At 64.6% G+C, this 18,989-nt stretch carries 17 protein-coding genes and 1 pseudogene; all 18 read left to right on the forward strand.

What is annotated here, in order from left to right; translation table 11 throughout:
• Positions 1-47: 47 nt before the first annotated feature.
• Positions 48-224 (forward strand): annotated as a pseudogene (locus ACFXKA_RS37760) (acyl-CoA dehydrogenase family protein); the annotation flags it as partial.
• Positions 225-376: 152 nt separating this feature from the next.
• A complete protein-coding gene (locus ACFXKA_RS37765; RefSeq protein WP_379431061.1) occupies positions 377-1,435 on the forward strand; it encodes an AraC family transcriptional regulator in 1,059 nt (352 codons plus the stop codon).
• Between the two features lie 27 nt (positions 1,436-1,462).
• Positions 1,463-1,798 carry a hypothetical protein gene (locus ACFXKA_RS37770; RefSeq protein ID WP_379431062.1) on the forward strand — a complete coding sequence of 112 codons (336 nt, stop codon included), beginning with the start codon at positions 1,463-1,465 and terminating at the stop codon, positions 1,796-1,798.
• Between the two features lie 112 nt (positions 1,799-1,910).
• Positions 1,911-3,467, forward strand: coding sequence for an AMP-binding protein (locus ACFXKA_RS37775; protein WP_379431063.1), 1,557 nt, complete (start codon positions 1,911-1,913; stop codon positions 3,465-3,467).
• A 1-nt stretch (position 3,468) separates the two neighbouring features.
• Positions 3,469-4,710: a thiolase family protein gene (locus ACFXKA_RS37780; protein WP_379431064.1), complete on the forward strand. Its 1,242-nt coding sequence runs from the start codon at positions 3,469-3,471 to the stop codon at positions 4,708-4,710.
• Positions 4,711-4,719: 9 nt separating this feature from the next.
• Positions 4,720-6,465: a DUF3556 domain-containing protein gene (locus ACFXKA_RS37785; RefSeq protein WP_379431065.1), complete on the forward strand. Its 1,746-nt coding sequence runs from the start codon at positions 4,720-4,722 to the stop codon at positions 6,463-6,465.
• Positions 6,462-7,865 carry a phytoene desaturase family protein gene (locus tag ACFXKA_RS37790; RefSeq protein WP_379431066.1) on the forward strand — a complete coding sequence of 468 codons (1,404 nt, stop codon included), beginning with the start codon at positions 6,462-6,464 and terminating at the stop codon, positions 7,863-7,865. Before ACFXKA_RS37785 ends, ACFXKA_RS37790 begins: the two co-directional genes overlap by 4 nt.
• Positions 7,866-7,885: 20 nt before the next feature.
• Positions 7,886-8,542 (forward strand): SRPBCC family protein, encoded by a 657-nt coding sequence (locus tag ACFXKA_RS37795; RefSeq protein WP_379431067.1) that lies wholly within the window; start codon positions 7,886-7,888, stop codon positions 8,540-8,542.
• A gap of 362 nt (positions 8,543-8,904) precedes the next feature.
• Positions 8,905-9,765, forward strand: coding sequence for an ABC transporter permease (locus ACFXKA_RS37800; protein WP_379431068.1), 861 nt, complete (start codon positions 8,905-8,907; stop codon positions 9,763-9,765).
• Positions 9,762-10,625, forward strand: coding sequence for an ABC transporter permease (locus ACFXKA_RS37805; RefSeq protein WP_379431069.1), 864 nt, complete (start codon positions 9,762-9,764; stop codon positions 10,623-10,625). The genes ACFXKA_RS37800 and ACFXKA_RS37805 overlap by 4 nt, the downstream gene beginning before the upstream one ends.
• A 4-nt stretch (positions 10,626-10,629) precedes the next feature.
• Positions 10,630-11,721, forward strand: coding sequence for an MlaD family protein (locus tag ACFXKA_RS37810; RefSeq protein WP_379431070.1), 1,092 nt, complete (start codon positions 10,630-10,632; stop codon positions 11,719-11,721).
• On the forward strand, positions 11,718-12,725 hold the full coding sequence (locus ACFXKA_RS37815) for an MlaD family protein (RefSeq protein WP_379431071.1): 1,008 nt from the start codon (positions 11,718-11,720) through the stop codon (positions 12,723-12,725). The genes ACFXKA_RS37810 and ACFXKA_RS37815 overlap by 4 nt, the downstream gene beginning before the upstream one ends.
• On the forward strand, positions 12,722-13,738 hold the full coding sequence (locus tag ACFXKA_RS37820) for an MlaD family protein (protein ID WP_379431086.1): 1,017 nt from the start codon (positions 12,722-12,724) through the stop codon (positions 13,736-13,738). The genes ACFXKA_RS37815 and ACFXKA_RS37820 overlap by 4 nt, the downstream gene beginning before the upstream one ends.
• The gene (locus ACFXKA_RS37825) at positions 13,738-14,841 is read left to right on the forward strand and encodes an MlaD family protein (protein WP_379431072.1); all 1,104 of its coding nucleotides are present in this window, start codon (positions 13,738-13,740) and stop codon (positions 14,839-14,841) included. The genes ACFXKA_RS37820 and ACFXKA_RS37825 overlap by 1 nt, the downstream gene beginning before the upstream one ends.
• Entirely contained in the window at positions 14,838-15,887 is a 1,050-nt protein-coding gene (locus ACFXKA_RS37830) for an MlaD family protein (protein WP_379431073.1), read from the forward strand. Before ACFXKA_RS37825 ends, ACFXKA_RS37830 begins: the two co-directional genes overlap by 4 nt.
• Before the next feature lie 17 nt (positions 15,888-15,904).
• Positions 15,905-16,846 (forward strand): MlaD family protein, encoded by a 942-nt coding sequence (locus ACFXKA_RS37835; RefSeq protein WP_379431074.1) that lies wholly within the window; start codon positions 15,905-15,907, stop codon positions 16,844-16,846.
• A 7-nt stretch (positions 16,847-16,853) separates the two neighbouring features.
• Positions 16,854-17,456 (forward strand): hypothetical protein, encoded by a 603-nt coding sequence (locus tag ACFXKA_RS37840; RefSeq protein WP_379431075.1) that lies wholly within the window; start codon positions 16,854-16,856, stop codon positions 17,454-17,456.
• A gap of 1 nt (position 17,457) precedes the next feature.
• A complete protein-coding gene (locus tag ACFXKA_RS37845; RefSeq protein ID WP_379431076.1) occupies positions 17,458-18,693 on the forward strand; it encodes a DUF445 domain-containing protein in 1,236 nt (411 codons plus the stop codon).
• Positions 18,694-18,989: the final 296 nt, after the last annotated feature.

The raw sequence follows: 18,989 nt of genomic DNA on the forward strand, positions 1-18,989 counted from the left end.
GTGGTCAACGACGGTCGCGGTTTCTTCCTGACGCGGAGGATCACCTCGTCTTCCGCGACAACATCCGCAAGTTCGCCCGTGAGAAGTTCACGCCCGGCCAGTTGCAGCGGGCTGCGAGCATTGAATACCCGCGCGCGGAGCCGCGGGAGCTGGCCGGTGCGGGTCTCACCGCATTGGCCGTGCCGGAGGAGTACGGCGGACAGGGCGCGGACCATGCCACTTGACATCATCGCCGACCCCGGTCTGCCGGCCGGCCCGACCCCACTACTCCCGCTCCCAGCGGCGGTCTACGTGCTGCCACGAGTTCAGGCTAGCGATCGATCACCAGCCGGTGCTGGTCTAAGGTCCGAGACATGAGGGACGCGGGTGACGCCAGGTGAGCAGCTTGATTCGTGCGACGAACCTGCGGGGCTACTCAACGCTCGTCAGGCAGCTCGGAGGCGACCCCGAGAAGTACCTGGCTCGATTCCAGCTCCCGATCAACGTCGAACACGAACCCGATGCGTTTATCCCGTTCCGTGCGGGGGCGGGAATGATCGAGGCGACAGCCGACGAGCTGCTTTGTCCTGACTTCGGACTTCGTCTTTCGCAATGGCAGGGGCTAGACATCCTCGGGCCAGTCGCGGTCATCGTGCGCAACGCGCGGACATTGAGAGAGGCACTCACCGAGGTCGCCCGGTTCATGTACGCACACTCGCCGGCCCTACACCTGGAGGTAAAGGAGACTCCTCGCAAGGCCGAACTGATCTTCCACTACGAGATCACTGAGCAGGGCCTATCAGAACTCCGCCAAGCCTACGAGTTGAGTATCGCGAACTTCGCGCGGATCGTCGCTCTCCTTTCCGGTGGCAGCGCGCACCTCGAGATGGTCTCGTTCATGCATCACAAGCTCAGTCCGGACTCGTCCTACGAGAACGCTCTCGGCTGTCCGGTCCGCTTCAACCAAACTGAGTGCCTCTTCCAAGTCTCGGCCTCCCTGTCCGACAAACTAATCGACAGCGCAGACCCTGAGACCCATCGCCTCGCAACCAAGTACTTGAAGAGCGAGTTCCTCCATTTGACTCCGAATCTCTCCGACCGGGTGGCGGCGCTGAGCCGTCGTCTTCTCCCTGTGGGCCGTGCGAACTCCGAGGCGATCGCCGAGCAATTGGCGATGCACCCGCGGACGCTCCAAAGGCGCCTCGCCGAGGAGGGAATGCGGTGCCATGACATCGTCGATGAGGAGCGCCGCAAACTGGCCATGCGATACCTCGCGGAACCTCGGCTCTATCTCGGACAGATCTCAGGCCTGCTTGGATTCTCGGAGCAAAGCAGCCTCAACCGGGCATGCCAACGCTGGTTTGGCGCCACCCCCGGTGAGTATCGAGCCCAGTTGGCGGCAGCGACAACCGTGTCCGGAAAAGCCAAAAGTGTGTCGCGCGAGGCCAAGACCTGAGCGCCGCCTATCGGCCATCATCGTCGAATGACCGTTCAGCAGGCCTACCGCGATATCACCTTCGCGAGCGGAGGTGTCCACCGCGCGGCGTGGCAGCTGAGCCCGGACGGCAATAGCCTCGCAGCTCCAGCCGGACGACTCTGCGTCGTCATGGCCAACGGGTTCGGTGGAACCAAGGACACGGCGTTACTCGACTATGCCAAGGGCTTCGCCCCCGCAGTCTCGAAAGCCTTGCCGAGCATAGATCCGCAGCGCATCACGGCGTGGCGAATCTCCTATGCTGTCGCGTTCAATCGACCCGGTTCTCACGCGGAGATCATCACCTGCCCGGTAGATCATTTCGACGTGTACGACGGCGACTGAAAACGGCAGATCCAGGCCCATCAAATCGCGTACCTCCAGCGGCACCTCCGCTGCGGCGCTTTATTGCGCATTGTCACACGACACTTCCGAGCCCGACTTCAGGGGATCCTTCATGGCGATTATTGACTTCTTCGACCGCGGCTGGCGCATCAATCCGGAGGGAGATGCCTACATCCAGGACGACCGGACCTATACCTTCACCGAGGCTGGCGAATTGTCCTGCCGTATCGCGAATGCCTTGCTGGCCGAAGGCTTCACGACCGGAACCCAGGGGGCAGTGTGGTCCGGCAACGACGCCACCGCGTGGATCTCCACGCTGGGCATGTGGCGGGCGAACCTGGCGTGTATTCCGGTCGACGCTCACAAGGCAGCTGAGAGTAACCGGGCCATCCTTGACGACTTCGACTGTGAGGTCGTCTTCTTCGAGGCTGGGCTTTCTCAGGTGATCGCCGAGGTCCGCTCCGGTTTGCCAAAGGTGAGGCGCTGGGTCTGTATCGATGGAGAAGCACCTGACGCGGTGTCGCTGGAAGACTGGATCGCCAACCAATCGGCCGCGGACCCTGCTGTGGTGGTCTCGCTCGACGACACCGTGATGCTGTCGTCAACCGGAGGAACAACAGGCAAGCCCAAGGGCGTGCTGAACACCCACCGGACAGTTCAGACGTTCGTGGCGAATTTCATGCTGTCGCTTCCCTATGGCGCCGATGAGAACCCGGTCAACCTGGCCGCCGCACCGATGACCCACACGGCTGGGGTGCTGACCCTGCCCGCGACCGCCCGGGGCGGCTCCGTCGTGATTCTTCCCAGGCCGGAGGCCGGCGCGATGCTCGAGAAGATCCCCCAGCACCGCATCACCGAGCTCTTCCTGCCTCCCACCGTGATCTATCGCCTGCTGGAGATTCCCGGGATCGATCAGGTGGACTTCTCCTCCTTGAAGTACTTCCTCTACGGCTCCGCACCGATGTCAGTGGAGAAGCTCCGCAAGGCACTCACCGTCTTCGGTCCGGCGATGACCGGCATCTACGGCCAGACCGAGGCGCCTGCGTCGATCTCCTTCCTGACACCGGCCGAACACTTCACCGACGGCGCCGTCGCCGGCGACGAACGGCTCTCGTCGGTGGGGCGACCCACCCCGCTGGTTCGGGTCGAGATCCTCGACGACCACAACCGCGTGCTGGGCGCCGGCGAAACCGGTGAGATCTGCGTACGCGGTGACCTGGTGATGAAGGGCTACTACAAAGCCGCGGACCAGACCGCCCAAACCATCATCGACGGCTGGCTGCACACCGGCGATATCGGCCACCTCGACGCCGAGGGCTATGTGCACATCACCGACCGCAAGAAGGACATGATCATCAGCGGGGGTTTCAACGTCTATCCCAGCGAGGTCGAGCAGGTGCTCTGGTCTCACCCCGCGGTCCAGGACTGCGCCGTCATCGGCGTTCCGGACGCCGACTGGGGCGAGGCCGTGAAGGCCGTCGTGGAACTGAATCCCGGCGAGTCGGTCTCAGCGGAGGAGCTCATCGCGCTCTGCAAGGCGAAGCTGGGCAGCGTACGCACGCCCAAGACCGTTGATTTCATGGATGTTCTCCCTCGCAGCAGCATCGGCAAGGTCCTCAAGAAGGACCTTCGTGACACCTATTGGGCCCACACCTCGAAAGCAATCTGAGATGACCGATATCTTCATTGCCGGCACCGCCATGACGGTCTTCGGGCGACACTCCGACCGTTCGCTCGAAGATCTCGCCGGTGAAGCACTCCGCGGCGCCGTTCGAGACGCTGGCTGCCAGGTCTCCGACCTGCGCGCCGCCTTCTACTCCGGCGTGACCAACGGTCCGCTGCAGGGGCAGCACGCCATCCCGGGGCAGGTCGTGCTGAGCAAGCTGGGCATCGAGTCGATCCCGATCTTCAACGTCGAGAATGCCTGCGCCTCGGGCAGTTCGGCAGTGCACCTGGCAGTCCAAAGCCTCAAGGCCGGCACCAACGACGTGGCCCTCGCCATCGGCGCGGAGAAGATGAATGTCCCGGACCGAGCCGCCGCCATGGCGTTGTTCGAGGCAGGGTGGGACGTCGCACGCGCCGACGAGAACTACGCCCAGCTCATCGGCATCGGTGAGGGAGTCGCGATTCCCGAGGGATCGGAGTCCAACAAGCCCTACAGCCGGTTCATGGCGATCTACGCCGCGCTGTCCCGCAATCACATGAGGACCTGGGGAACGACCCAACGCCAGCTCGCCGCGGTCTCAGCCAAGAACCATCAGCACTCGGTGCACAACCCCTACTCGCAGTTCCGCAAGCCGTTCACGATCGAGGAAGTTCTCGCCGCTCCCCCGATCACCTACCCGCTGACCCTGCCGATGTGCTCGCCGCTCTCGGATGGCGCCGCTGCTGTCCTCCTCTGTACAGCGGAGGGTCTCGAGCGCATCGGTGCGGACCGGCAGCGCAGCATCCGGATCGCGGCCAGCGTGATGCGCAGCTTCTCCAAACGCGGGCCCGAACAGCCCGAACTTCACGTCAGCCGCCTCGCCGCTCTCACCGCGTACGAAATGGCGGGGATCGGGCCCGATGATATCGACGTCGCCGAGGTCCACGACGCGACCGCCATGGGCGAAATAATCCAAACCGAGAATCTCGGCCTGGCGGCGGCGGGGGAGGGGGGAGCGGCCGCCGAACGCGGCGACTTCACCATCGGCGGCCGCGTGCCAGTCAACCCCTCCGGCGGTCTGGAATCGAAGGGCCACCCTATTGGCGCCACCGGGCTCGGACAACTGTACGAGCTCGTGACCCAACTCCGGGGCGAAGCGGGCGATCGGCAAGTAGACGGCGCACGCCACGCCATTCAAGAAAACGGCGGAGGGTTCCTCGGCTATGAGGAAGCGGCCGTTGCCATTCACATCCTGACGAGGAACTGAGGACACGCCATGCCCATGCTCACGCCGCCGCCGCTGCCGGTCGAGATCGAGTCCTTCAAGCAACTCCCTCGCACAGAGAAGGTCCGCGTCCTCGCGCTGGACTGGGTCGAGAACGGTGCGGGTGCCCCGGCGCCCGTCTACGCCCTCTACGTCGTGAAGTTGCTCGCATTCGTTGTCGGCGGTCTCTACCTGATCGCAGCGACGTCCGACCTCGGCAGCATCGGCAACGTCGCCCATTGGTGGCACGAGCCGATCGTTTACGAGAAGCTGGTCATCTTGATCTGGCTCTTCGAGTTGTTGGGTCTGGGTGGTTCGTTCGGGCCGCTGACCTTCAAGTTCTTGCCGCCGGCGGTGGCCCCCCTTCATTGGTTCCGTCCGGGAACGCTTCGCCAGCCACCGTGGCCCAAGGCGGTCCCTCTCACCAAAGGTGATCGCCGCGGTGTCATCGACGTCGCGCTCGCTCTGGTCGCGACTGCGCTGATGGTCTGGCTGCTCGTCTCGCGAGGGACGGGGAAGGTCCCTCCGGGAGCGTCCGTCGGGCTCCTCGACAATCGACTCGTCATCGCCCTCGTGGTGACGATGCTGGTGATCGGCCTCCGCGACAAGCTGCTCTACATCGCGAGTCGCGCCGACCTCTACCTGATCACGACGTTGATCTTCCTCTTCCCCTACGGCCAGATGATGATCGGCTTCAAGCTCATGCTCGCGGCGATCTGGATCGGCGCCGGCGTCTCGAAACTCACCCATGTCTTCCCGTACGTCGTGACGACGATGACCAGCAACGCGCCAGGCCGACCGAAGTGGCTCAAGCGGATGATGTACCGCGATGCCCAGGCCGACCTGCGACCCAGCCGGCTCGCGTTCTGGCTGGCGCACAGCGGCACCGTGGTCGAGATAGGCGTGCCCGTGGTGATGCTGTTCTCACACGGCGGCGTGGTCTCGTGGACGGCGGTGACGATCATCGTTCTCCTCCACGTCTACATCATCTCCAACGTCCCGCTCGCGGTTCCCAATGAATGGAACATCTACATGATCGCCGGCGCGATCTTCCTGTTCGGAACGCACGCCGATGTGCGCGTGACGGACCTGAGCAACCCGTTGCTCATCGCGCTACTGGGCGTCGGCGTGGTCGGCGTGGTCATGCTCGGCAACGTCCGTCCCGACCTGATCTCGTTCGTCATGGGCATGCGCTACTACGCCGGAACCTGGCCGGCCAGTCTGTGGTGCTTCCGCGGCGAGTCGTGGCGTCAACTCAGTGAGAAGATCACCAAGGCATCCGGTCTGGCCGACGAGCAACTGGAGCGGATCTACGGTGAGGACTATGCCCTGGTCACCCGGTACAGGATGAGCGCCTTCCGGTCCTTCTTCCCCGTGGGCATGGCGTTGAACAGCCTGCTGCGACGCTCGGTCGACGACGTCGAGGCGTACGTCGTCCTGGACGGCGAGATCGTCGGCTCGTCGCTCAACGGCTGGAACATGGGCGATGGCCACATGCACAACGAGAAACTCCTCGAGTCCGTGCAGAAGCGCTGCAACTTCGCACCCGGCGAGCTCGTTCTCGTGCATATGGAGTCGCAGCCCCTGGTCAGGAATTCGATGGCCTACCGCATTGTGGATGCCGCCACCGGTCAGATCGAGGCCGGCATCGTTCCACTCGCCCCGTTGCTCGAGCGTCAGCCGTGGGACGACTCCCCGATACCACTCACCGTGACATCGCCATCGGTTCCTACCGGGGAAGAGACTTCACGGCGATGACCGAAGCCATCGTAGTCGGAGCGGGTCCGAACGGCCTGGCAGGGGCGATCACGCTGGCCCGGCAGGGTGTCAGCGTCACGGTGATCGAAGCCGCGGACGCACCTGGTGGTGGAGCGCGTAGTAGCGAACTGACCCTGCCCGGTCTCATCCACGACCACTGCTCTGCGGTGCACCCTCTTGGCGTCGGCTCGCCGTTCATGCAGACGATCGAGGGGATCGAGTGGACCTGGCCCGAGATCGATCTCGCGCATCCACTGGACAGCGGCTCGGCCGGAATCATGCGACGCTCGGTGGAGATGACGGCGCGTGGACTCGGCGTTGATGGGTCGGCGTGGTGTCGCTTGTTCGGGCCGCTCGCGGCGAACTTCGACGCGCTCGCTGAGGACTTGCTTCAGCCTCTTCTTCACCTGCCACGCCACCCGCTGCTAACCGCGAACTATGGCACCCGGGCCCTCCTACCAGCGACCTTGCTTGCGCGTCGCTGGGCGACGCCCGAAGCCCAGGCCCTGTTCGGGGGTGCGGCCGCCCACCTGTTCCATCCGCTGACTCAGCCGACGTCGGCTGGGTTGGGAATGATGATGGTCGCCTCGGGCCACCGGTATGGGTGGCCCGTGGCTGTAGGAGGTTCGCAGGCGATCACCGACGCCATGGTGACCACGTTGGAGTCACTCGGAGGAACCGTGGTGGTCGGCTCCAAGGTGGAGTCGATCTCCGAGCTTGGCTCCCCCGCCATCGTGCTGCTGGATACCTCGCCCTCGAGCGCGTCCGAGATTCTCGGGAACAGGCTCCACCCCCGAATCGCCCGCGCCTACCGGCGCTACCGGCAGGGCTCAGCAGCCTTCAAGGTCGACTTCGCGATCGACGGAGACATCCCGTGGCGTAACGAGGATTGTCGCCGAGCGGGCACCCTGCACCTCGGAGGCGACTTTCCGGAGATCGTCGCGACCGAAGCGGAGATCCATCGCGGCCGGATGCCAGAGCGGCCCTTCGTTCTTGTCGGCCAGCAATACCTCGCTGATCCCACACGCTCGAAGGGCACTCTCCATCCGGTGTGGGCCTACGCCCATGTCCCCGCGGGCTTCCCCGGCGATGCGACCGAGGCCGTGGTGCGGCAGATCGAGCGGTTCGCACCCGGCTTCCGGGATCAGATCGTCGCCGTGACCCATCGCTCCACCAAGGATTTGGCCGCCTACGACTCGAACTATGTGGGTGGAGACATCATCGGCGGTGCCAACAGCCCTCGACAGCTGGTGTTCCGTCCGAGGGTCGCGGCCAACCCCTATCGAACCGGGGTCAAGGGCGTCTATCTGTGCTCAGCCTCGACCCCGCCGGGTGCGGGAGTGCACGGAATGTGTGGATACAACGCCGCGCGGTCAGCGCTGCGAGACCTTGTCGGGTAGTCGTAGAAAGAAGATGAAGAATGATGGCGAATAGGGCAACGGCGCCCGCGTCTTGGGATGGCCATAGTTGGATCGAAGCCGAACGAGCTGCCGAGAAGCTCGTGTACCGAGTGCCGACACTCGCGGTCGAAATTTGCAAAGCGCTACTGCCCGCTCGGCGTGCGGCCAGTACCGGCGACACCACGGTGACCGCTACCCAAGAGGTGGTTATCGACGCTCCTGTTGCACGGATCTACGCCCGGGTGTCCGACGTCACCCAGATGGGTCAGTGGAGCCCCGAGAACACCGGAGCGGCTGTCCGCGGCCGCGGCCCCGTGGGAGTCGGAACGGTCTTCTATGGTCACAATCGGCGGGGCCGGCTGCGCTGGACCACTCGTTGTGAGGTGATCACCGCCGACGAGAACGAGTGCTTCGCTTTCAAGGTCAAGGCGCTCGGGTGGGGTCGGTACCTCGTGCCGCTCCGAATCGCCACCTGGTCATTCCAGTTCCGGGTCGTTGACGAGGAGACGACCGCGGTCAGTGAAACGTGGGCGGTGGGTCCCTGGCTGCCGCCGGTGATCGACGCGGTGAAGCATTGGAGCGCGGACGGTCTGACGGGCCCGGACATTCAACGTAGAAATTTGTCGGTCACGCTGGAGAATCTCAAGCAGCGCATGGAAATCGATGATCGTCGGTAGACGCCATCGTCGGGGAACGATGCCGAGACGGTTGCTGCACCGGGACTGACCGCGCGCAGTCGCTGCGCGCGATCGGGCCTGCTGACCCGATGCTGCGCCGGTGCACGCAGGGGGTGTGTACGCGCCGGATTCGATCGAGCGCGGACGTCGAACACCCACCTTATCCAGGAGACAACAATGGCAGTGACAGACGCACTGACCTTCGACGCGATCCGGACCCTGTGCGAGCCCGGACAGCCGGAGGGCGCGCTGTATGCAGGTTCCCCCTGCCGAGTGGGCGGTGCCGCCGAGCTCGGGTGCCAACCCGAGCTTTCGATCGCCCGGCGGCCTCCGGTGAGCGCCCCGGCGGCTCGGAGGTCGATATGACAGTTACGGAGCGGGTGTCCGAGCGGCCGAAGCAGGCTCGCCCAGGTGCGTTTCAGGTCTTGCGGACCAATTTCTCCTCGACGGCGGTGTCGAGCCTCGAGACATTCGGGCGGGCGCTGCGATCCGGGGCGCATGCGACCCGGGTCGGTGCCACCGACATCGTGCGATTGCGTTTCCAGTGGCACGAGATGCTGAAGCAGGCGTGGTTCCTGGTGAAGGTGACGTCGATTCCGGGCATGCTGATGGCGGTTCCGTTCGGGGTCATTGTCTCGGTGCAAGTCGGAAACATCGTCAGCCAGCTCGGCGCAGACACGTTGATCGGCGCCGCCGGAGGGTTGGGGGTAATCAAGCAGGGCGCCCCGATGGCGACCGGGCTGTTGCTGGGTGGCGCCGGGGCGGCCGCGATCGCTGCTGACCTGGGCGCACGCGCGATTCGTGAGGAGATCGACGCGATGCGGGTGATGGGCGTCGATCCGGTACAGCGGCTGGTCATTCCGCGGATCGCGGCGATGCTGATCGTGGCGCCGTTGATCAACATTCTGATCATCGTGATCGGGATCCTGTCCGGCTACATCGTCGCTATCGCGGCCCTGGGCGTGACGCCGGGCAGCTACTGGCAGACGTTCGGCGCATTCGCCACCGGGATCGATGTGTGGGTATCGCTGGCGAAATCGGTGATCTTCGGCTACCTCGTGGTGATTATCGCCTGTCAACGCGGCATGGAAGCGAAGGGTGGGCCGCGTGGAGTCGCCGACGGCGTGAATGCCGCGGTGATCCTGTCCGTGGTCGGCATCGCGGTGCTGAACACGGCGATCACCCAGGTCGTCACGATGTTCTTCCCGCTGAGGCTGGCATGACGGTCGCTCCGAACATCCCCGCCCGGCGCGGGCTGAACCGTCTTCGTGCCAAACAGTTCTCGCTGCTGGGACCGATCGACACGGTCGGCTTCGTGCTCGGCTTCTGCTGGCAGGTACTGTGGTCGATCCCATTGACGCTCAAGAAGTACGGGTCGCAGACGATCATCCGGATCACTGATTTGACCTGGGGCAACGGCGCTGTCGTCGTCGGCGGCGGCACCGCCGCCATCATGGTGGTGCTGGGCGCGGCGGTCGGCGCATCGATCGGCATCGAAGCATACTCCTCACTGAATCTCGTTTCCTTGGGCCAGCTTTCAGGCCTCGTGTCCGCATTCGCGAATACCCGGGAACTGGCGCCGATCATCGCCGGAGTCGGCTTCGCGGCACAGGCGGGGTGCCGGATGACGGCAGAGATCGGGTCCATGCGGATCTCGGAGGAGATCGACGCCATCGAATCGCTCGGCGTGCGGTCGGTGCCGTTCGTGGTCACCACTCGCGTGATCGCCGGCGTCGTGTCGATCGTGCCGACCTACCTGCTCGCCCTCATCATCAGCTACATCGCGACCAGCCTGGTCGTCACCACGGTGCACGGCCAGCCGAACGGGGTCTACCAGCACTACTTCCACCAGTTCGTGGTCGGTTGGGATGTGCTGGCATCGGTGATCAAGGTGGTCGTGTTCGTGGTCGCCGTGATCCTCATCCACTGCTATCAGGGGTTCTTCGCCGCGGGCGGTCCCGAGGGCGTGGGCCTTGCGTCGGGCCGCGCGATCCGTGCGAGCCTGGTCGCCATCATCACCCTGGACATGATCATGACGATCCTGTTGTGGGGCTTCAATTCTCCGATCTCGTTCACAGGATAGGGCGATGCCTGCATACGGATTCCCGGGAGTAGCCGTCCGCCCACGCGGCGCACGGATCACCGGTTGTGTCGCCGTCGCGCTGGTCGCGCTGGCGCTGGTGGCATGGCGGGTCGCGCCGACCCGCGGCGACGAGAACCGGCTCGACGTCACTCTGCTCACCGAGCAGATCGGTGAAGGGATCACCGACAGCACCGCGGTGCGACTCGACGGTGTGAAGGTCGGGTCGGTGTCCTCGATCGAGGCGGCGGGCGTCGGCTGGCAGCGAATCGGCGTGCGGCTGGACAAGTCTCAGCTTTTCGGCCTCACCGATGCGGTGAGTGTCGCGTACACGCCGGGCAACCTGTTCGGGATCAGCGAACTGGATTTGACCCCGGGCGCCGGCGGCACCGAGCTGCGCAACGGTGCCATCGTCGACCTCACCGGCGCGAATGCGAACCGCGCCTACGACGCGACGCTGTCCACCCTGCTGCGCAGCGTCGGGCAACTGTCCACCGACGTCCTCACCCCGAAGTTCACGTCCGTGGTGAACAAGATCGCCCACGACACCCGGGCGTTCACTCCGCTGTTCCAAGCGATCGTCACCACTGCGACCTCGGTCGCCGACAGCCAGCGGTACGCGACGTCATTCCTGTTGGGCCAGTTCGGCGATGCGCTCGCCGGTGTCCCGCCGACGTTGGACGGCGGATTCCGGATGCTCAACGGGCCGTTCGTCAACGAATACTTGCAATCCGACGAATATCGAGAGAAAGCCAACGCGATCATCGACCTGGTGGCCAACCAACTGATCCCGCAAGTGGCTGCCGCGGCCGGAACCGCGCGACCGTACTTCCAGGGATATACCGAGAACGTTTTCGCTCCGCTGCTGAACACGCTGGCGGCCAGTGTGTCCGCACCAGAGCGATCCGCTCGTGACCTCTCGGTCCTACTCGATCGCCTCGGCGCCGCCTTCCACAACGGTCCCGATGGTTCGGTACTGAACATCGATGTGACCTTGCGCGGCGTCCCCGCCCTCGCGCAGCCTTTGCTCGGCGGCGCTCCGCCGCCGGGTGCGTCACTGCCCGGATTGCCCGTGCCACTGCCGGGGGTCCCGCGATGAAAGTATCTTCGCTGCTGGTCCGGCTCGGCCTCTTCGCTGCGGCGATGATCCTGTTGCTGTTCGGCGTGTTCCAGACCATCTCGCGCCCGGTCGCCCGAGACACCGATACCTACACCGCGACGTTCACCGACGCGAACGGGCTGCGGGTCGGCAACGACGTCCGCGTCTACGGTGTGCGGGTCGGCAAGGTCACCGCCGTTGATCTGGACGGGACGACCGCGCGCGTGCGGTTCACCCTCGAGCATCCGAACCATGTCTTCACCAATTCCAAGCTGGCCATCAAGTACCAGAACCTGACCGGTCAGCGGTATCTCGACGTCCAGCAACCGGACAAGCCTGCGGGACAACAGGATCCGAAGAACCGGATCGACGCCGGTCGCACTATTCCGTCGTTCGACATCACCACGCTGTTCAACGGCCTGCAGCCCGTGCTCGCCACCCTCACGCCAGCGGACTTGAACCAGTTCGCGACCAGTTTGCTCGCGGTCGTCCAGGGCGACGGGTCCCAGGTGGGCTCCGCTCTGGACGCGATCCAGAAACTTACCGACCACTACACGAAGGACCGCCAGGCGGTGATTTCCACCTTGGTCCACAATCTCGCTCAGGTCGCCGACCAACTCGGCGGCACCTCGGGCAACGCGGTGTCGCTGCTCACCTCGCTCACGACTATCTTCCAGAATCTGCAACAGAAGACAGTCTCCCTGGTCGACTACATGCTGACCATCCCACCGCTCATCGAACCCGTGCGGCGTCTGCTCGGAACCCTTGAGCTGGACAAGGTCCCGAATCCGGAGTTGGACGATCTGCTGCGGACCGCGATTCCCGACCCGCATCAGATCGTCGACGTGCTCAACCGGGTGCCCAGTGTGCTGCAGACACTCACCGCGATGGTGCCAGCCGATGCGAACGGCGTCGCGCTCGGCTGCTCGCACGGTGCCGCGGCCGCCCCGCAGCCGATTGGTCTGCTGATTGCCGGACAAAGGATCTCGTTGTGCAACCGATGAATTTCCGGCGCTGGCGCCGCGCCGTCAGCCATGACCGGCCGCTCGCCGCGCGCCAGCGCGGCACCGATGTGCGGTGGGGCATCGCCGGCCTGCTCGGAGCCGTTCTGCTCGCCGTCACATTCGGGGTGGTGAGCCAGGTCCATTTCGGCGTCAGCAGCTACACCGCGGAACTCTCCGATGCCGGTGCGATCCGTGCCGGCGACGATGTGCGGATCGCCGGCGTGCCGGTCGGCTCCGTCCAGTCGGTGACACTCGAGCCCGACCACGTCGACGTTCGCTTCACCGTCGATCAGGGCGTGTTCGTCGGCGACCAGACCAGCCTCGACGTGCGGATGCTGACCATCGTCGGCGGACACTACCTCGCAGTGCACCCGGCTGGGACGAAACCGCTTGGCGAGCACCGGATTCCGCGAGATCGGGTCATCCTGCCGTACAGCCTGCCGGAGATTTTCCAGGACGCCATCCGGCCGGTCCGGGAGATCGACGGCACCGTCTTGCGGGATTCTGTGGGCGCGCTCGAAGCCTCGCTGAACAGCCAGCCCAAGTCCATCCACGGCGCGCTCACCGCCGCCACCACCCTGGTCGACATCCTCAACCGGCAGAACTCCGACATTTCGCGCACCCTCGGAGTCGCCGACGAGTATCTCGGCGCCTTGCGCGGCAATATCGCCGTCGTCGGCACCCTGATCCGCAGTCTCGGCTTGCTGGAAACGCTGGTCGAGAACAACGTCTGGGCCGCCGGATCACTGGACAAAACCGCCGAGGTCTTCGACGGGCTCTCCGGGATCGCCAGGGAGTGGCAATCGACCCTCAAACCCATGGCGCAGCCGGTGGCGGATTCCATCCCTGACGTGGCAGCACTGACGCAGAAGCTCGGCGAACTGCTCGAATCGGTGCAGGGCATGCTCGGTGCGCTGCAGCCATTGGTCGGGTCCCAGGGCGCGGTCTCGATCGACCAGTCCGCCATCACCGTGCCTGGCCTGTGCGTCCCGGTGCCAGGAAGGGAGTGCTGATGCTACCGAAGATGTTCGCCTCACGTGGATTCCTGTCGGTCGGGCTGGTCCTCGTTCTCGCCCTCGCGGTGGTGGTCGGATGGAAGTTGAGCCGGCCGACCCCACAGATGCGCAGCTACTGCGCGCTCATGCCGGACGCGATCGGGTTGTTCGTCGGCAGCGACGTCCAGATCATGGGTGTCGCGGTCGGACAGGTGACCAAGGTCGAACCGGACGGCCCCAAAGCGCGCGTCGAATTCGACATCCCCGCCGCCCGGAAACTGCCGCCGGATGTGGGAGCGACAACCTTGTCGCAGTCGCTGATCGCCGACCGCAAGCTCGCCCTCGTCGGTACCGAACCCGCGGGCCCGGGCTGGAATTCCGATCAGTGCATCACCAAGACGCTGACCCCGAAGAGTATGAGCCAGACCTTCACCGCGTTGGCCGATCTCGCCGATCAACTCAACGGCAGCGGCGACCCCGCACAGCAGAAATTGCTCCAGGGCGGAATCATCGCGGTGAACAACGCTGTCGCCGGCGACGGCAAACGGTTCAACGACCTCGTCAAGAACCTCAGCGCAGCGCTCAACTCTCCCGATGCGGCGATCGGGCACATCGGTGCGCTGATCGACAGTCTCGCCGCCCTGGTCGGCAGCGCCGCCGTCAATTGGCCCGAGGTGAAGTCCACGCTCACCCGGCTGGGACGCAACCTGGACAACATCACGGACACCATCGCACCGCCGATCGTCGACGTGATCACGCGACTGGTCGACGTGTTCCCGTTCCTCAACGATCTCACCACGATGTTCGGCGGTCCGATCTTGCGTCGTGTCGACACGATCCCGAACCTGCCGCAACGGATCTCGGCCGGAGTGACCGAGCTGCGCCAGGTGGTCGACCTGGTCCCGCCGATCCTGAGCGCCTTCCAGCGCTCGATCGACCCGGGCAGCGGCCGCGTCTCGATCGATTACGCATCGCCGATGGTCGCCATCCCGGAATCGGCAGCCGCACAGGTGTGTTCGGCTGTCAACGCCATCACACCCGGCCGGTGCGCTGACGCCGCCAACGGGCTCGTCGACCTTCCACTCACGCAATTCGTCCTTGGATCGGTGGGCTCCCGATGAAAAGACTTGTCGCCGCGATCGCCGTGTCTGCGGCCTTGTGCGCAGCGAGCGCATGCGGATTCGACCCCTCCTCGGTGCCGGTGCCCGGCACCAGAACTGCCGGCCGCAAGTACACCATGCACATCGAGTTCGCCAATGTGCTCAACCTTCCGCCCGGTGCGAAGGTGATCGTCAACGGCGTGAAGGTGGGCGACCTGGAATCGGTTCGCATCGTCGAACCGGCGACCGGTCCGTCCGAACAGGGATACGTCGTCGCCACGGTCCAGCTGCTGGACACCGTCAAGCTGCCCACCACCACGAAAGCTGAGCTCCGCCAAGCGACTCCGCTCGGCGATGTGCATATCGCGCTGACCACGCCGCCCGGTGACGCCACGGGCTTCTATCCGGCCGACAGCACCATCCCACTCGCCCAGACGGCGCAGGCGCCCCAGGTCGAGGACACCCTCGCCAGCATCTCCACGTTCGTGGGCAGCGGCGCGATCAACAGCATCCAGGACACCGTCCGCCAGTTCAACACAGTGCTGCCACCGAACCCCAAGGACACCGAACGCATTGTCGGGCAGCTCGAGACCGACCTGGCCGACGTCGGTGACAACCTGCAGACCGTCGACGCGGTACTGGACGGCCTGCAGGCGAATGTGAACACCGTCCTCGCTGACAAGGACATCATCGGCCCGATGCTCACCGCGGCCGGTGCCGACCACGAGGCCAAAGCCGTCGACACCGTCGTCCGGGTACTGTTCATCTTCACCGCGCTCGGTCCGTTGTCGCACCAAGTGGTGTGGCTCGCACCACTGGTGAATTCGCTCGACGCCAGCGCGAGCGCGTTCGTGCCGATGCTGCTCGGCAACCGGCCGCTCGACCTGCAGTCACCGGCCAACTTGCGCAAGCTGGTCGACCTCATCCAGCACACGATCATTCCGTACATCCAACAAGGCCCCAAGGTCAATGTCACTGCGACGACGGCTGTGGATTCACCGGTTCCGCCTGCGGAGCAGACCGCACGGGTCATCGACACGCTGCGCATGATCGGTGCCGTGCGATGAGAAGTACAAAAGCCGCGATGTCGCTGGGCTCGATCGTGTTGGTGCTGGTGCTGGGCGTCGCGTACATGGTGGTCGGGGTGCTGCAGTTCGAGCCGCGCGCCGAGTTCACCACGGTGCGGATGCTGCTGGCCAATTCCGGTGGCGTCGCTCCGAATACGCCGGTGCTGCTCACCGGAGTCGAGGTCGGCAAGGTCACCGCGGTGACGAAGGCCGCCTCGGGCGTCGAGATCGCCCTCCGCATCGACCACAGGTACCAAGTGCCGGTGTCGAGCGCGGTTCGGGTGGAGGATCTCTCCGCGCTCGGCGAACCGTACATAGAGTTCGAGCCCAGCAGTAAGAACGGGCCCTACTTGTCCAACAATCAAGTCCTCAACACTCGCAACGTCACCGAGCCGACCTCGATCCCGCAACTGTCCCATCGGCTCGTCGAACTGGTCGGCCAGCTCGACCCGAAGGCGATCAACTCCATTGTCACCACCTTCGACCAGGGCTTGGCCGACACTGACACCGCTATTCCCACGCTCGAGCGGTCGACGAAACTGCTCGCCGCAACGCTGCTGTCCCGCACGGACACGATCAAACAGGCGTTGGTCGATTCGCAGACGATCGGCGGTGACATGGCCTGGGTCGGGCCCGGCTTGGCCGAGACCGGACCGAAATGGACCGGGTTCGGCACGCTCATCGACCGGCTCATCGTCGAAGGATCCAAGTTCTTCGAAGCCGGCAATGCGCCACAGATGTACGAGACCGGCGACGGGCTCCTCCCGTTCGTCGCCGCGCTGACCGCATTTCTGAACAAGGTCGGGCCCAGCATGGCTGAGCTCACGCCGGTCGTCACGCCGTTGGCGACCGTTCTCAACGGCGTCGGCGGACAGTTCGACATCAGCACCCTCATCTCGCAGGCGGTATCCACCGTCGGTGACGACGGGGCCTTGCACCTGCAACTCAACGTGAAATAGGTGACTCATGAAAACCGTGTCAGACGAGACAGCAGACGACGGAGCCGACGCAAAGACGGCCGACAAGAAGAAGGCCGACAGGCAGCCCCGACGGCTCGACCTCCGCCTGTCCACCGTGATCAGTGGGTTCCTGATCGTCGGATTGCTGGCCGCGGCAATCACATTCGGCGTGCTGTGGCAGTCCGCTCGCAGTGATATCGCCGATCGTGATGCGAAGGCCGCCGACGACCGGCACGCCACCCAGGTCGCCACCGACTACGCACTCGGCGCCTCGGTCATCGACTACCACGACACCAAGGCCTGGCTGGACAAGCTCAAGACCGACACGACCCCGCAACTGGCGGCGAAATTCGACGCCACCGCGCCACAACTCGAGCAGATTCTGCTTCCCCTGCAATGGACGTCGAAGGCCACTCCGATCGATGCGAATGTGATGTCCGAATCCGGCGGCATCTACAAGGTCGACGTCTTTCTCAACGTGACCTCCACCAGCGCGCAGACCCCGCAGGGCGGGCAGACCACCGTCACCTACACGCTCACGATCGACCGCAACGCCGGCTGGAAGATCACCGACGTGGGTGGGCTCGGCGGCGCACTACCGGTGAAATAGATTGACGTTCCTCACCGATATCGGCCACGACCTGGCCGAGCACTGGCCGCTGTATGCGTCGATGCCGTTCATTACGGCGTTGATCGGCTACGTGACCAAACTCGTCGCCGTCGAGATGATGTTCCGCCCGCTCGAATTCGTCGGTATCCCACCGTTTCTCGGCTGGCAGGGGATCGTTCCCCGCTACGCCGACCGGATGGCGAACAGCGCCGTGTCACTGTTGATGAAAGGGCTGCTCGACCCACAGGAGGTCGTCGACCAGATCGACGTGGACGCGCTGCTCGAGCAACTGCGCGACCCGATGCGGGAGATGGTCGAGCGCATCACCCGGGAGCTGATGCAATCCCTCGCCCCCACTATCTGGGTCGCCCTGCCAGAAGTGGCCCAGAATCTCGTGATCGGTCGAGTCGAAACCGCGATACCGGCGACCCTTGCGCAGTTCAAGGACGACCTGAAGACCAACGTCGACACCGTCGTCGACATCCGCACCCTCGCGGTGGATGCCTTGACCAGGGACAAGGCTCTGACGGTGAAGATGATCCGGACGATCGGGCGCAACGAGATGCAGTTCATCGTCCGGATGGGCGTCCCGTTCGGGTTCGGCCTCGGCATCGTCCAGGCGGTGACCTGGGCACTTACTCACTCGACCTGGATCATGCCGTTGTTCGGTGGTTTCACCGGCCTGTTCACCGACTGGCTCGCGTTACAGATGATCTTCCGACCCAGGCGGCCACGCCGGTTCCTCGGAATCATCAAGTGGCAGGGCCTGTTCCACAAACGCCGCGCAGAGGTCACCCGGGATTACTCCTTGCTCATCGCCGACGAGATCCTCACCCCGGCCAACCTGCTCGAGGGCCTGCTGACCGGCCCCAAGTCGGACCGGTTTCTCTGGATGATCGACCACGAGATTCAGCGGGCGATCGATTCCAGCGCCGGAATCGCCAGGCCTGTCGTAACATTCGCGATCGGCAGCGACCAGTACACGGCCGTCAAGCATGACGTCGCCACACGGGTGATCGCAACGATGCGTGACCGCGCTGACGAATTCGGCGACCTCGCCGCCAACGCCATGAACATGCCGGATCTGCTGCGCGGCAAGATGCAGCTGATGACCGACGATGAATTCGAAGGCCTGCTCCGGCCCGCGTTCAAACAGGACGAATGGAAACTCGTCGTGGTCGGTGCTCTGCTCGGCTTCCTGATCGGCGAATTGCAAGTGCATCTCCTGCTCCAATGATCCGGCCGACCGAGGCCCCGGACTCCACCGCCTCGCTCGACACCCTCGTCCGAAACACGGCAAGGGTGATGGTGGAGCTGGCCCTCGGTCGCAACACCAGCACTGAGTTGTGCTGCGCCGTCTCCGCGATCATCGGCAGGTGCTGGCGAAGCCTCTGCCATTGCGATTTTCCTTTGCGCGGCAGGGTCTTTGACCGGTCCTGAGCGACGTCACCTCACCTGCGTTCAACATGCGGGGAGTCCGGACGCTTGGCGGAGTGGGACAGGGAGGTCTCGGCTCCCAGTCGAATCGATTCT

It is taken from the genome of Nocardia sp. NPDC059228 (assembly GCF_042754245.1).
Classification (GTDB): domain Bacteria; phylum Actinomycetota; class Actinomycetes; order Mycobacteriales; family Mycobacteriaceae; genus Nocardia.